This window comes from Pseudomonas sp. YA1 (assembly GCF_058680555.1).
Map to the genome: position 1 here is coordinate 37,510 of NZ_JBZWBG010000006.1, position 14,047 is coordinate 51,556.

The 14,047-nt window shown below is 65.8% G+C and carries 12 protein-coding genes; 5 read left to right on the plus strand and 7 right to left on the minus strand.

The features are described 5' to 3' along the window. Positions 1-218: 218 nt before the first annotated feature. The 5 genes from AC4OR5_RS09745 (at position 219) to AC4OR5_RS09765 (ending at position 6,531) form a co-directional block, all read left to right on the plus strand. Positions 219-1,376 carry an iron-containing alcohol dehydrogenase gene (locus tag AC4OR5_RS09745; protein ID WP_003089170.1) on the plus strand — a complete coding sequence of 386 codons (1,158 nt, stop codon included), beginning with the start codon at positions 219-221 and terminating at the stop codon, positions 1,374-1,376. A gap of 12 nt (positions 1,377-1,388) precedes the next feature. Continuing rightward, entirely contained in the window at positions 1,389-2,720 is a 1,332-nt protein-coding gene (locus AC4OR5_RS09750) for an APC family permease (protein ID WP_004349742.1), read from the plus strand. Between the two features lie 78 nt (positions 2,721-2,798). Beyond that, positions 2,799-4,223: a gamma-aminobutyraldehyde dehydrogenase gene (locus AC4OR5_RS09755; RefSeq protein ID WP_003089167.1), complete on the plus strand. Its 1,425-nt coding sequence runs from the start codon at positions 2,799-2,801 to the stop codon at positions 4,221-4,223. Between the two features lie 45 nt (positions 4,224-4,268). Then, positions 4,269-5,522, plus strand: coding sequence for an aspartate aminotransferase family protein (locus AC4OR5_RS09760; protein ID WP_021264767.1), 1,254 nt, complete (start codon positions 4,269-4,271; stop codon positions 5,520-5,522). Positions 5,523-5,610: 88 nt separating this feature from the next. Beyond that, a complete protein-coding gene (locus AC4OR5_RS09765) occupies positions 5,611-6,531 on the plus strand; it encodes an NAD(P)-dependent oxidoreductase (RefSeq protein WP_044727201.1) in 921 nt (306 codons plus the stop codon). Between the two features lie 289 nt (positions 6,532-6,820). Here the strand turns inward: AC4OR5_RS09765 and AC4OR5_RS09770 are convergent, their stop codons facing one another. The 7 genes from AC4OR5_RS09770 to AC4OR5_RS09800 form a co-directional block, all read right to left on the minus strand. Further along, positions 6,821-8,479: a cation acetate symporter gene (locus AC4OR5_RS09770; RefSeq protein ID WP_033938847.1), complete on the minus strand. Its 1,659-nt coding sequence runs from the start codon at positions 8,477-8,479 to the stop codon at positions 6,821-6,823. Next, positions 8,476-8,799 carry a DUF485 domain-containing protein gene (locus tag AC4OR5_RS09775; RefSeq protein WP_003089157.1) on the minus strand — a complete coding sequence of 108 codons (324 nt, stop codon included), beginning with the start codon at positions 8,797-8,799 and terminating at the stop codon, positions 8,476-8,478. The genes AC4OR5_RS09770 and AC4OR5_RS09775 overlap by 4 nt, the downstream gene beginning before the upstream one ends. A gap of 56 nt (positions 8,800-8,855) precedes the next feature. Next, positions 8,856-10,502, minus strand: coding sequence for an acyl-CoA synthetase (locus tag AC4OR5_RS09780; RefSeq protein ID WP_371320342.1), 1,647 nt, complete (start codon positions 10,500-10,502; stop codon positions 8,856-8,858). A gap of 86 nt (positions 10,503-10,588) precedes the next feature. Continuing rightward, positions 10,589-11,356, minus strand: a complete 768-nt coding sequence (locus AC4OR5_RS09785) for an SDR family NAD(P)-dependent oxidoreductase (protein ID WP_058134179.1) — start codon at positions 11,354-11,356, stop codon at positions 10,589-10,591. Then, the gene (locus AC4OR5_RS09790; protein ID WP_058160456.1) at positions 11,356-12,528 is read right to left on the minus strand and encodes an acyl-CoA dehydrogenase family protein; all 1,173 of its coding nucleotides are present in this window, start codon (positions 12,526-12,528) and stop codon (positions 11,356-11,358) included. Before AC4OR5_RS09790 ends, AC4OR5_RS09785 begins: the two co-directional genes overlap by 1 nt. A gap of 50 nt (positions 12,529-12,578) precedes the next feature. After that, positions 12,579-12,935 (minus strand): DUF6285 domain-containing protein, encoded by a 357-nt coding sequence (locus AC4OR5_RS09795; protein WP_003089151.1) that lies wholly within the window; start codon positions 12,933-12,935, stop codon positions 12,579-12,581. Continuing rightward, positions 12,932-13,987 carry a phosphotransferase family protein gene (locus AC4OR5_RS09800; RefSeq protein WP_023114370.1) on the minus strand — a complete coding sequence of 352 codons (1,056 nt, stop codon included), beginning with the start codon at positions 13,985-13,987 and terminating at the stop codon, positions 12,932-12,934. Before AC4OR5_RS09800 ends, AC4OR5_RS09795 begins: the two co-directional genes overlap by 4 nt. Positions 13,988-14,047: the final 60 nt, after the last annotated feature.

The window sequence follows — 14,047 nt, forward strand, 5'->3', positions numbered from 1 at the left end:
CTTCAGGGGCGGGTGGGTGCCGCCCCTCTTTTTACACCTCGGGACTTGCATGGGGCTTTTCGAAGTTCGTGCTTATCCAGGCCCACATAAGACAAAAAGGTTCCCGGTTGATTCTCGACCGCAGAGCCATGCATCACACGCCGGAGCCGTTGGTTCGCCCTGCGCGTGAATTCCTCCACTGCCGTTCAACAACGACAAAAATCGAGCAAGAGGTACGTATGGAATTCAAGTTCTTACTCCCCGCCAAAGTCGTGATGGGACCCGGCCTGCGTGAGCGCACCGGCGAATACCTGCGGGAACTCGGCATGGCGCATGTGCTGATCGTGACGGACGCCGGGGTAAAGGCCGCAGGCCTGTTGAATGGCGTGTATGCCAGCCTGAATGAGTGGGAGATCGCGTTCGACGAGATATCGGACGTCAAGGCAAACCCTCGCAGCGAAGACATCAACCAGGCGGCGCAGCTGTATCGCGGCAAAGGTATCCAAGGCCTGCTGGCCATCGGCGGCGGCAGCGCGATGGACGCGGCCAAGGCGATCAGCCTGCTGCTGACCCACGAGGGTCGGATCGAAGACTACGAGGGCTCTTTCACCCTCAGGCACGCCATCCCGCCTATCGTCGCCATCCCGACCACCGCCGGAACCGGCAGCGAAGTGACCTGTTTCTCGGTGATCACCGATACCGCCCGGCATTTCAAGATGAGCGTCCAGGATTACCGGGTGGGCCCCGTTCTGGCATTGCTCGACTCCCGCATTCTCGACACGCTGCCTGCATCGATTGCCGCCGCAACCGGCATGGATGCTCTCACCCACGCCATCGAAGCCTACACCTGCCGCGTGTCGAACCCGATCAGCGACGGGCTGGCGCTGCATGCCATCCGCCTGATCAGCCAATACCTCAGGCCCGCCGTACTGGAGCCGGGCAACCTGCATGCACGCGAGCAAATGCTGGTGGCCAGCCTGATCGCCGGCATGGCCTTCGGTAACGCGGACGTCGGCAGCGTGCACTGCATTTCCGAAGCCATCGGTGGCATGTACGACACGCCACACGGCGTGGGCAACGCGATCTTCCTGCCCTTCGTGTTCGGCCATAACCGCGACGCCGACATCACCCGCCACGCGCAGGTCGCCTATGCACTGGGTATCGACCCCAACCTCTCGCCGGCCGAGGCCGCCGAGGCCGCCGTTGGCTACCTGTTCCAGATGAGCAAGGACCTGGGCATCCCCCGCTTCGCCGAGGTGAAAGGCGTGCGCGAGGAAGACTTCCTGAGCATCGCCGAAAAGTCGAAGAAGAATTTCTCCGACGGCAGCAATGCCAAGCAAATGACGGTGGAAACCTACCGTGAAATCGTCGCCGCCGCTTACCACTACGTAGCGTGAAGGAGGCCCGTCATGAGCGAATCAATCGCCGGCGCTTCATTGAAGCGCACGCTGGGTCCGTTTTCCGTTCTGCTGTTCGGTCTGGCGTTCCTCGCTCCGTTGATCGTGTTCGGCACCTATGGCGTGATCACGCAGGCCAGCGGCAACACCACGGCGATGGCCTACCTGATCGCGGCAATCGGCGTGGTGTTCACGGCCTTGAGCTATGGCCGGCTGGTCAGGGTGTTCCCGGTCGCCGGTTCGGCCTACACCTATACCCGCAAGATGCTGAGCGCGAACCTCGGCTTCATGGTGGGCTGGGCCGCCCTGCTCGATTACTTCTTCATCCCGATGCTGATCTGGCTGCTCGGCGCCAGCTACCTCAACATGGCCTTTCCAGAGGTGCCGCAATGGGTGTGGATCATCGGCTTCATCGTCTCCACCTCGCTGCTTAATATCCTGGGCATCCAGGTCGCCAACCGCTTCAACGTGCTGTTGATGGTCGCGCAACTGGCCATCATCGTCGTGTTCATCGGCCTGTGCGTGCACTACATCGTCGCGGCCAACGGCCCTGGCGGGCTGCTGTCGGCCAAGCCGTTCTTCAACCCGGACGTGTCCTTCGCCACCAGCATGGCCGGCGCCGCCATTGCCGCGTACTCGTTCCTGGGCTTCGACGCGCTGTCCACGCTCAGCGAGGAGACCCGCGACCCGGGCCGGACACTGCCGCGCGCGATCCTGCTGGTCGCATTGATCGGCGGCTCGGTCTACGTCGGCTCGTCGTACTTCATGTACCTGGCGCACCCCTCCCCCGCCTTCGAGCATGTGGACGGCGCCGCCTTCGAGATCGCCCGCATGATCGGCGGCGACCTGTTCTTCGCCGTGGTCCTGGCGGGGATCATCATCGCCCACTTCGCCGCAGGCATGTCGTTCCAGGCCAGCGTGGGCCGGCTGCTGTACGCCCTGGGGCGGGACAACCAACTGCCGCGCAAGCTGTTCGGTGCCCTGCATCCTCGCTACAAGACCCCAGCCTTCAACATTCTGCTCTGCGGCATTTTCGGCTGCGCGGGTTTTGCCCTGACGATCGCCACCGCGACGTCCCTGGTCAATTTCGGCGCGTTTCTCGCCTTCAGCGCAGTCAACCTTTGCGCGTTGCGGCTCTCCTTCGATACCCGCCTCGGAGACGGGGCGGGCTTGTTGCGCGGGGTGCTCTGCCCGCTCGTTGGCCTGGTCACGGCCGGGTGGATGCTGGTCAGCCTGGATAAAGACGCGCTGATCATGGGCTGTAGCTGGCTGGGCCTGGGGGCGGTCTATCTCGCTTGCCGGACCAGCTTCTTCCGCAACCCGGTGCCCGACGCGCTGGCGTAGCGACCACCCTTCTATCGAACGCTCTGACAACAACCACAAGGCCGGCTTCGAGCCTGCCCTTCAATGGCGAGAATCGATATGCAAACCAAACTTCTGATCAATGGTGCCCTGGTGGCCGGCGAAGGCGAGAGCCACGCGGTGTACAACCCGTCCCAGGGCAACGTCCTGGTGCGAATTACCGAGGCCAGCGGCGCCCAGGTCCATGCCGCGGTGCAGAGCGCGGATGCGGCCTTCGACGCCTGGTCGCAAACGCCGCCCAAGGATCGCGCGACCCTGCTGCTCAAGCTCGCCGAGCGCATCGATGCCCAGGCGCACGTGTTCGCTCGCCTGGAGGCGGACAACTGCGGCAAGCCTTTCAACGCCGTGCTGCTGGACGAACTGCCCGCCGTGTCGGACGTGTTCCGTTTCTTTGCCGGCGCCGTGCGCTGCCTGCAGGGCTCGGCGGCGGGAGAGTACGTCGCGGGGCATACCTCGATGATCCGCCGCGACGCGGTGGGCGTGGTCGCCTCCATCGCGCCGTGGAACTATCCGTTGTTGATGGCAGCGTGGAAACTCGGCCCGGCATTGGCCGGCGGCAACACCGTGGTGCTGAAACCGTCGGAGCACACGCCGCTGAGTACCTTGAAACTGGGCGAGCTGCTTGCCGAGATCTTCCCCGCCGGCGTGGTCAACATCGTCCACGGTCGAGGTGCCTCGGTGGGTGAGCCGCTGACCAGCCATGCCCAGGTGCGCATGGTGTCGCTGACCGGCTCCGTGCGCACCGGCAGCCGGATCATCGAAGGTACGGCCGAGAGCGTGAAACGCATGCACATGGAGTTGGGGGGCAAGGCTCCTGTACTGATCTTCGACGATGCCGACATCGACGCCGCCGTCGAAGGCATCCGCGCCTTCGGCTTCTACAACGCTGGCCAGGACTGTACCGCCGCGTGCCGCCTCTATGTGCAGAAAGGGGTCTACCAGGAGTTCGTTCGCAAGCTCGGCGAGGCCGTATCCAGCATCCGGTGCGGGCTGCCGGACGATCCGGCGACCGAGATGGGACCGCTGATCACCAAGGAGCATCTGGAGCGTGTCGAGGGGTTCGTGAACCGGGCCAGGGAGTTGCCGCACATCGAAGTGGTCACCGGCGGCAAGCGCGCCGAGGGTGCCGGCTTCTTCTTCGAGCCGACGGTCCTGGCCGGCGCTACGCAGGAGGATGAGGTGGTGCGCCGCGAGATCTTCGGCCCGGTGGTGACCGTCTCGTCGTTCGAGGATGAAGCCCAGGCGCTGGCTTGGGCGAACGACTCCGACTACGGCCTGGCGTCTTCGGTATGGACCGCCGATGTGGGGCGCGCTCATCGCCTGGCCGCCCGCCTGCAATACGGCTGCACCTGGGTCAACACCCACTTCATGCTGGTCAGCGAAATGCCCCACGGCGGGGTCAAGCTGTCCGGCTACGGCAAGGACCTGTCGATGTACGGCCTGGAAGACTACACCGTGGTGCGCCACGTGATGTTCAAGCACTGACCGCCCACACCCCGGACTACCCAGATCATTTTTCAAGAGGTTTGCATGAACAACATCGAGACGTTCGAAAGGCTCGAGTCCAACGTGCGGATGTACTGCCGCGACTTGCCCCTGGTGTTCGATACCGCCCAAGGCAGCAGGATCCGCGGCGAAGATGGCCGCGAATACCTGGACTTCTTCGCCGGCGCCGGCGCCCTGAACTATGGCCACAACGACCCGCGCATGCGCGATGCGCTGATCGCGTATCTGTCGGCCAACGGCGTGACCCACGCCCTCGACCTGCACACCACCACCAAGCGCCAGTTCCTGGAAGCGATCGAGCGCGACCTGTTCAAGCCACGCGGCTGGGACTACAAGGTCCAGTTCACCGGCCCGACCGGTGCCGACGCCGTCGAGGCGGCGTTGAAGCTGGCGCGCAAGGCGACCGGGCGTACCAAGGTCGTATCGTTCTACGGGGCTTACCACGGCATGACCGCCGGCGCCCTGGCCGTCACCGGCAACCGCACTCGCCGTGGCCCCGGGCTTTCCACCGACGTGGTGTTCGTGCCCTACGAAGACAGCCCCTATGGCGAATTCGACAGCATTGGCTTCCTCGAGCGCCTGGCCAACGACCAGGGCAGCGGCTCGGAGCTGCCGGCGGCGGTGATCGTCGAGTCGGTGCAGATCCAGGCCGGCGTCTACCCGGCTTCCAACCAATGGCTGCAACGCTTGCGCAAGTGGACCACCGACCACGGCGTGCTGCTTATCTGCGACGAGATCCAGGCCGGTTGCGGCCGCACCGGCGACTTCTTCGGCTTCGAGCGCTCCGGGGTGGTGCCGGACCTGATCACCTGCGCCAAATCGATCGGCGGCTTCGGCCTGCCGATGGCGATCGTGTTGCTTCGTGCCGGGCTGGATGTATGGCAACCGGGCGATCACATCGGCACCTTCCGCGGCAACCAGTTGGCGTTCCTGACCGCCCGCATCGCGCTCAGCTATTGGCACGATGAGCAGTTCCTGAAATTGCTGGCCGACAACTGCGCGGCCATGGAGCGCGCGGTTGCCGGCTTTGCGGAAATTCCAGGCGTCGCGTTCGCGCGTTGTCGCGGCATGATCGCCGGCATCGATTTCGGCCGCGGCAACGTCGAGGTCGCCAAGGACGCCCAGCAGCGCGTGCTGCAAGCGGGCGTGCTGGTCGACCGCTGCGGCCCGAATGGCGAAATCATCAAGCTGATGCCACCGCTGAACACTCCGACCGACCAACTCGAAGACGGCCTCAGGGCCTTCGGCGAATCGGTCGCGGCAGCGCTGGGCGAATAGCTGCCAGGGTCACCCTTCGGCCTGTGTTGAAGCGCAGGCCGGAGACCTGTTGGACATCAGCCAGAACAATAATCAGGAGACCTCGAGCGTGCGTGAACACAATGATGAAAGCGTCGAGTTCGAAGTGTCCGTGATCGGGCTCGGAGCCATGGGAACCATCATGGCCCAAGCGTTGCTCAGGCAAGGCAGGCGCGTGGCGATCTGGAACCGCTCACCCGGCAAGGCCGCGGCGCTCGTCGCCGCTGGCGCTCACCTGTGCGAGAGCGCCGAAGCCGCGCTGGCTGCAAGCCCGGCCACGATCTTCGTGCTCCTGGACAACCAGGCGACCCATGAGGTGCTCGGGATGCCAGGTGTGATGCAGGCACTGGCCAACCGTACGATCGTGGATTACACGACCAACGCCCGGGACGAGGGCCTGGCGCTTCAGAGTCTCGTCAACCGCGCGGGCGGCCATTACGTCAAAGGGATGATCGTGGCCTACCCGCGCAATGTTGGTCGTCGCGAAAGCCACAGCATTCATACCGGTGATCCTGAGGCCTTCGAACGGCATCGGGCGCTGCTTGAGGGGCTTGCCGGTCATACGACGTTCCTCCCCTGGGACGAAGCATTGGCCTTCGCCACCGTGCTCCACGCGCATGCGTTTGCCGCGATGGTGGCTTTCTTCGAGGCCGTGGGGGCTGGTGTCCACTTCGGCCTGCCGCCTTCGAAGACCGCTCGGCTCATGCTCGACACGTCGCGCTTTTTCGTCGCCGATGCACTCGAGGAAGCGGTCCGTCGGCTGGAAGCGCAGGATTTCGCAGGCGATCAGGCGAGGCTCGATGTGCATGCCCAGGCCTTCGCCCATATCGCCGGAGCCCTGCACGCACAAGGGGCCTGGACGCCGGTCTTCGACGCGCTGTGCCAGGCCGTGCAACGCGCGGCAGCCATGGGCTATGGCGATCAGGACATCGTAGCCGTCACCCGCCTGTTCGCCCGCGAATGCGACACCGCAAGCGCGGCGGGACAGTGACTGCGCTGCGCTTCTAAGGTCCTCGTGGATAGCGCCCGAAGACAACAACTATAAAAAATCGCTGGAGAATCATATGCGCCGATTCGGTTTTCTACTGGCTGTCCTTGTACTGGTCATCTTCCTGAGTGCACTGTTTTCGAAGCCTTCCGTCGTCAACCGCGGGACGGCTCAGCGCATGGAGCACTACCCCACCGTCGGTATCGGAGATATCTTCCGGGGGCACTAGCCAGGCCTCGGGCGACAGACAGCCTCAAAGCCTGCCACCCGTTCGACAGCGACCGTGTGCGCCTCAGTGGTCTATGGCTCCGCTGGCGCCAAGGCCGGTCTGGCCTCGTACGTACTGGTCGGCGAAGGCTTCCCTTTCCGCCATGGCCCGCGTGGTCCGGTCCAGGCGGGAAACGCCATACGCCACCAGGAACGCCAACGGCATGGAGAACAGCGCAGGCTGGGTATAGGGGAACAGCGGCTCGGCGAAGTGCAACACATCCACCCACACCAGCCTGGAGAAAACCACGAAGCCCATGGCGCTGAACAACCCGACGTAGCCACCGGCCAACGCGCCACGGGTGGTCAGCCCCGACCAGAACATCGACAGGAACAGCACCGGGAAGTTGGCCGAAGCGGCGATGCCAAAGGCCAGGGCGACCATGAAGGCCACGTTGATGTTCTCGAACACGATGCCCAGGGCTATCGCCACCAAGCCAAGGCCCAGGGTTGCCAGCTTGGTTACCCGCAGCTCCTGCGCCTCGCTGGCCGCGCCCTTCATGATCACCCGCGCATACAGGTCATGGGCGATGGCGGACGCCCCGGCCAGGGCCAGTCCTGACACCACGGCCAGGATGGTGGCGAAGGTCACGGCGGAGAGGAAGCCCAGCAGCAGGTTACCTCCCACTGCCTGGGCCAGGTGCATGACCACCATGTTGCCCCCGCCCAGCAGCTTGCCTCCCGCTTCCCCGCCCTCGAAGAACCGGGGCTGCTGGCTGACGATCACGATCGACGCCAGGCCCAGCAGGAAAATGACATTGAAGAAGTAGCCGATGAACCCGGTGGCGTAGAGCACCGACTTGCGCGCCTCCCGGGCATCGCCGACGGTGAAGAAACGCATCAGGATGTGCGGCAGCCCGGCGGTGCCGAACACCAGCCCCAGGCTCAGCGATAGCGCGGTCAACGGGTCGGCCAGCAAGCCACCAGGGGCCAGCAGGCGTTCGCCCAGGGCATGGCTATCCATCGCCTGGCTGACCAGCCTGTCATAGCTGAAGTCGAATTCGCGCATCGCCAGGAACAGCACCAGCGAGCCGCCGACCAGCAGCAGGAATGCCTTGACGATCTGCACCCAGGTGGTTGCCACCATACCGCCGAAGGTCACATACAGCATCATCAGCGCACCGACGATCACCAGGGCGATCTGGTAGTCCAGGCCGAACAGCAGCCTGATCAACTGCCCGGCCCCGACCATCTGCGCCACCAGGTAGAAACACACCACGGTCAGCGAGCCGATGGCGGCCATGGTGCGCACCTTGCCCTGGTCGAGACGGTACGAGGTGATGTCGGCGAAGGTGAAGCGGCCCAGGTTGCGCAGCCGCTCGGTCATCAATAGCAGCAGTACCGGCCAGCCCGCGAAGAAGGCGATGAGATAGATGTAGCCATCCATCCCGGAGCTGTAGATGAGCGCGGTGATTCCCAGCAGCGTGGAGGCGGACATGTAGTCGCCGGCCAGCGCCAGGCCGTTCTGCCAGCCCCGGATACCGCCACCGGCGCTATAGAAATCCGCCGTCGAATGGGTCCGTCGCGCCGCCCACCAGGTGATGCACAGGGTGAACAGCACGAACACCATGAACATGCCGATGGCATGCAGGTTGAGCGGCTGGCGCTGGCCAGCGTCCAACGCGGGCGAGGCCAACAGCAGGCCGGAGTGCAGCGACAACGCCAGGGGAAGGAGCTTCTTCATGCGCCCTGCTCCTCTTCCAGCCCAGCGACCAGAGCCTGGGTCAGGCGATCGAATTCGCCGTTGGCGCGGTACACATAGAGCGCCGACAAGGCACAGAAGAACACGAACAGGAACACGCCGGCCGCGACCCCGAAGGTCATGTTCGAGCCCTGCGCCAGACGCCTGGCAATCAGCTCGGGGCAGAACGATACCAGCGCGATGTAGCCGTGGAACGTAGCCAGGATCAGCAGGAGCAGGCTCAGGGTGAAACGGTTTCGGCGCGCCACCAGTTGCTGGAACCGGGCACTGGCGCGGATACGCGCGTATAGCAGGCTGGACATGGGACACCTCGGGCAACCTAGTTATTGTTATGGAATGTGCGGGTGCGGCAGCGCCATCAGCGGCCGGCGTCGCCGGCCTCCTCCTCCTGCCGGGCCCACTCGCGCAGGACGAACTTCTGGATCTTGCCGGTGGCGGTCTTGGGCAGTTCGGTAAGCGTCACATGCCGCGGCGCCTTGAAGTGCGCCAGGCGCTCGCGGCACCAGCGGACCAGATCGTCACCCGTGGTTCTGGGTAAGGCATCCGCCCGCAAGGCGACGAACGCGTGGGGTGTCTCGCCCCAGCGCGAATCCGGGCGCGCCACCACCGCGGCCTCGACCACCTCGGGGTGCTGGTAGAGCACTTCCTCGATCTCCAGCGAGCTGATGTTCTCGCCGCCGGAAATGATGATGTCCTTGGCCCGGTCCTTGATTTCCACGTAGCCGTCCGGGTGCAGCACGGCCAGGTCGCCGGTGTGCAGCCAGCCGTCGGCCAACGCGGCGCGGGTGGCCTCGGGGTTGTGCAGGTAGCCTTTCATCACGGTGTTGCCCCGCACTACCAGTTCGCCAAGGGTGCGGCCGTCGGCCGGGACCGGACGGCCGGTGTCGGTATCCAGCACCGTGGCCTCCTCGAGCATCGGGTGGGCGACGCCCTGGCGGCTCATGAACTGGGCCCGGGCCTCCAGCGGCAATTCGTCGACCCCCGGCTGCCACAGGCACAGGGTGCTGGGGCCGTAGCTTTCGGTCATGCCGTAGGCGTGGGTGATGCTGAAGCCGCGTGCTTCCATGGCGGCGATGACCGCGCTGGGCGGCGCGGCGCCGCCGGTGATCACCGATACCGGCACGGCAGGGACGCTGGCATGCTCGGCATGGATCAGCATCGACATCACCACCGGCGCGGCGCTCAGGTGGGTCACGGCATGCTCGGCAATCGCAGCGTTGATCGCATCAGGCTGGACCTTGCGCAGGCACACATGGGTGCCACCGGACAACGTCACCGCCCAGGTATGGCTCCAGCCGTTGCAGTGGAACATCGGCAAGGTCCACAGGTAGACGCTGCGCGGCCCCAACTGGAAGATCAGCGCGCCGGCGCAGGCGTTGAGGTAGGCGCCGCGGTGATGCAGGACCACGCCCTTGGGATCCCCCGTGGTGCCGGAGGTGTAGTTGATGGCGATCGACTGCCATTCGTTCTGCGGCGCACTCAGCGGCCGCCCGGGGTCGCCCTGGGCCAGAAACGCCTCATAGTCCAGGTCGTGGGCGAGGTCGGCGCGCTCGGCCTGATCATCGTCGATGCCCACCAGCAAGGGCGGCGCATCGAGCATGGCCAGCGCCTGCTGGGCCACGGCACCGAACTCACGGTCGCAGATCAGCACCCTGGCCGCGCAGTGGCGCAGGATGAAGGCGATGCTGCGTGCCTCCAGGCGGATGTTGATGCATACCAGCACCGCCCCGGCACCGGGTACGCCATAGTGGGCCTCGAGCATTTCCGGGATATTCGGCGCCAGTATCGCCACCCGCTCGCCCGCTTGTACGCCGACCCGCTCCAGGGCACTGGCCAGGGCGCGGCTGCGCTCGTGCAACTGGCGGTAGCTGTAGCGCCTTGCGCCATAGACCACCGCATCGCGCTGCGGGTACACCTGCGCGGCACGCTTGAGGAACGACAGCGGCGACAGCGGCACATGGTTGGCTTCGTTGGGAGCAAGCTCGTGCTCGAGGGTTGGAACCATCATGGCAGGCACCTCATCGACACATTGCTCGGGTCTTGCACGCTCATACATACCTCCTGTTCTTGTTGTTATCGCGCCAGGGCGCGTTACAGGCTGCTGCACAGGTGGCCGCCATCGACCACGATCTCGGCGCCGCTCATGGCCCGCCCGGCGTCGCCGGCGAGCAGCAGCAAGGCGCCGTCCAGGTCCGCCGGCACGCTGAAACGGCGGCTGGGGATACGCGAGCGCAACTTGTCGCCGGCCTCGCTGGCCAGGAACGCCTCGTTCAGGTCGGTCATCACGTAGCCGGGCGCCAGGGCGTTCACCCGGATGCCATGACGCGCCAACTCCAGCGCCATGGCGCGGGTCAGGTGGGCCAGGCCGGCCTTGGCCGCCAGGTAAGGGCCGACGGCGCCGGCCACACGGCTGGCGAGAATCGAAGTGACATTGATCAGGCTGCCGCCCTTCCCCGCCGCGACCATGCGCCGGGCGCTTTCCTGGGCCACCGCCCAGGCGCCCTTGAGGTTGGTGTCGAGCACGCGGTCCCAGCTTTGATCGTCGCAGGCCAGCAAGGGCTGGCTGTCGCTCACCCCCGCATTGTTGACCAGTACATCCAGCGGGCCGGCGGCATCGAGCACCCGGCAGATATCCTCACGGCAGGTCACATCGAGGGCAAAGGCCTGCGCCCGCCCTCCCGCCACCTCGATGGCCTCCACCAGCGCCTGCAGCGGCGCCTGGCGCCTGGCAGTCACCACCACCTCGGCGCCTGCGGCGGCCAGGGTCATGGCGAAGTGGCGGCCCAGGCCGCTAGAGGCGCCGGTCACCAGGGCGCGGCGCCCGTCGAGGCCGAACAGTCGGGTCAGGTTCGGCTGCATCAGTGGGCCTCCAGGCGCTGGTCGAGCAGTTTCTTCGCCAGGCTCATGCGATGCACTTCGCTCGGGCCGTCATAGATGCGGAACGGACGAATGTCGCGGAAGATCCGCTCCACCACAGTCTCCCCGGTCACCCCGCGCCCGCCCAATACCTGGACGCAACGATCGACCACCCGCCACAACGCCTCGGCGCTGATCACCTTGGCCATGCTCGAATCGACGTTGGCGCGCCGGCCCTGGTCGAGCACCCAGGCACAGTGCCACACCGCCAGTCGCACCAGGTGCAGGTCCATCATGTTGTCGGCCAGCATGAAACCCACGCCCTGGTGCTCGCCCAGCGGCTTGCCGAAGGCATCACGGGTGCGCGCATAGTCGCAGGCGATGTCGTGGGCACGGCGCGCGGCGCCGAGCCAGCGCATGCAGTGGGTCAAGCGCGCGGGCGCGAGGCGCACCTGGGCATACCGGAACCCCTTGCCGATCTCGCCGAGCACATCGCTCGCCGGGATACGCAGGTTGTCGAAACGCAGTTGCCCGTGGCCACCGGTGAAGCAGCTGTCCAGCGAGTCCAACTGGCGCTCATGGGTGATGCCGTCACGCTTCATGTCGGTCAGGAACATGGTCGCTGTACCATCCTCCATGCGCGCCATGATGATGCCGAAGTCAGCGCCTTCTGCGCCGGTGATCAGCCACTTGCGGCCATTGATCAGGTAGTCGTCGCCATCGCGGATGGCGGTGGTGCGCAGCATCGAGGGGTCCGAGCCGGAGCCTGGCGCAGGCTCGGTCATGGCGAAGCAGGAACGGGCATGGCCCTGGACCAGCGGGCGCAACCAGCGGTCTTTCTGCGCCTCGGTGGCGACCACGTCCATCAGGTGGATGTTGCCTTCGTCCGGGGCATGGATGTTCAGCGCCACCGGGCCCAGCGGCGAGTAGCCGGCCTCTTCGAAGACGATCGCCTTGGCCACGTGGCTCAGCGCCAGGCCACCCATTTCGCGGCTGGCGTGGGGCGTCAGCAAGCCGGCCGCGCGGGCGCGGGCCACCAGGTCCTGGCGCAGGGCGTCGCTGGGGCCGTGGCTGTCCTGGCGGGGGTCGTTCTCGAGCGGGATGACCTGTTCGGCGATGAAGTCTCGGGTCTTGGCCTGCAAGGCGAGCAGTTCGTCCGGGAGGGTGAAGTTCATGGTTGTCCTTCTGGGTGCTTGTCTGTCGGGAATGAGATGGCTGACGCCGTTCAGGGCAAGGCCTTGGGATTGCTGATGGCCAATCGGGCGAGGGTGACCTGGCGCAATGTCTCGACCAGGGTTCTATGGTTTTGCGGGGCGTCATGGCTGCCCAGGCGAATGGCCCGTGCCAGTTGGCGGCGCAGGTCGGGCAAGGCTGCGGGCGCCTCGTCGACCAAGGCGGCCAGACGTGTCCGCTCCTGGTCCTCGGCCAGAGCCCCCAGGCGGCTTTCGCGGGCTGCGATGGCCATGGCATTGGCGATCATCAGGGCCGGGTAACGCAGCTCGCCGGGCAGCGCTGGCAGCAGTTGCTCCAGAAGCGTCGAGCGAGCGATGTCGAGCAGTTCATGGGCATCGGGCTGGGTCATGGCGCTTCGGCTCCGGTCATGTGCAGGATGTCGAGCTCAAGCTCCGGCAGCAGTCGTGCGGTCAGTGCCAGCTCAATGGAAGGCTCTTCGCCGGACAGGTGGCGCTGGCCTTGCTGCAGGGCGATCACCGCCCAGCGCAGGGTGGCCATGACCTGCCAGTAGTGCAGTTGGCTGCGCTCGATACGCAGCGGAGACACCTCGTGGTAGCCACCCAGGAAGTCCTCCAGTTGGCCGATGCCGCCGGCTTCGAGGTCTGGGCGGGTGAAGCGCCAGCAGCGGGCGGTGAACCAGCCGAGGTCTTCGCACGGGTCGCCCCAGCCGGTGAACTCCCAGTCGAGTACGGCTTCGAGTCCCTGTTCGCTGGCCAGGTAGTTGCCGGTGCGGTAGTCGCGGTGCAACAGACACAGGGTGCCGTTGTGCGGTGCGTGCAGCTCGCACCAGCGCAGGCCCCACTCCAGCACCGGGTAGGCATCGGCGAGGGTGTCGAGGTAGCGGCGATAGGCGTCGATGGTCGCCAAGGCCGGTGAGCGGGTTGGCATCGGCAGGAAATCCAGCGCGGCGCACGGCGGGCGAACCTGATGCAGGCGCGCCAGGTTGGCGCCGAGCTGCGCCGCCAGCTGCGCCCGGCCCTGGGTGCCGGCGCCGGCGCTGAGCAAGCGACCGGCGGCGACACCCGGCACGTACTCCATCAGGAAGAACACCCGCCCATGCACGCGCATATCGCGGCACAGCCACAGCGGGCGCGGTACTTTCACACCGGCCTGATGAACCACTTGCAGCACCGCGAACTCCTGTTCGCGGTCAAGGCTGGCGGGTAGCGCGGAAAGCGCATCGCTGCGCAGCACCCAACGCCGGGCGCCAGCCCAGGGGCCGCCTTCGATCAGCAGGTCCAGCAGCCAGTTTTCCTGGATGGCGCCGCCGCTCAGGCGCTGGCGTGCCTGGATGACCACCCGCTTCGCTGCGGCGTGCTCGCGAATGAACTCGACCAGTGGCTGGTCGTCCGGGGCCACGAATGTCTCGCCGTCCCGTACGGTCGTAGGAGGAGTGCTCATGGGGTTGTAGGACCTGCCTGTAGTCATGTTGTCAGACAGCTTTAGCAACGCCTGGGCCAA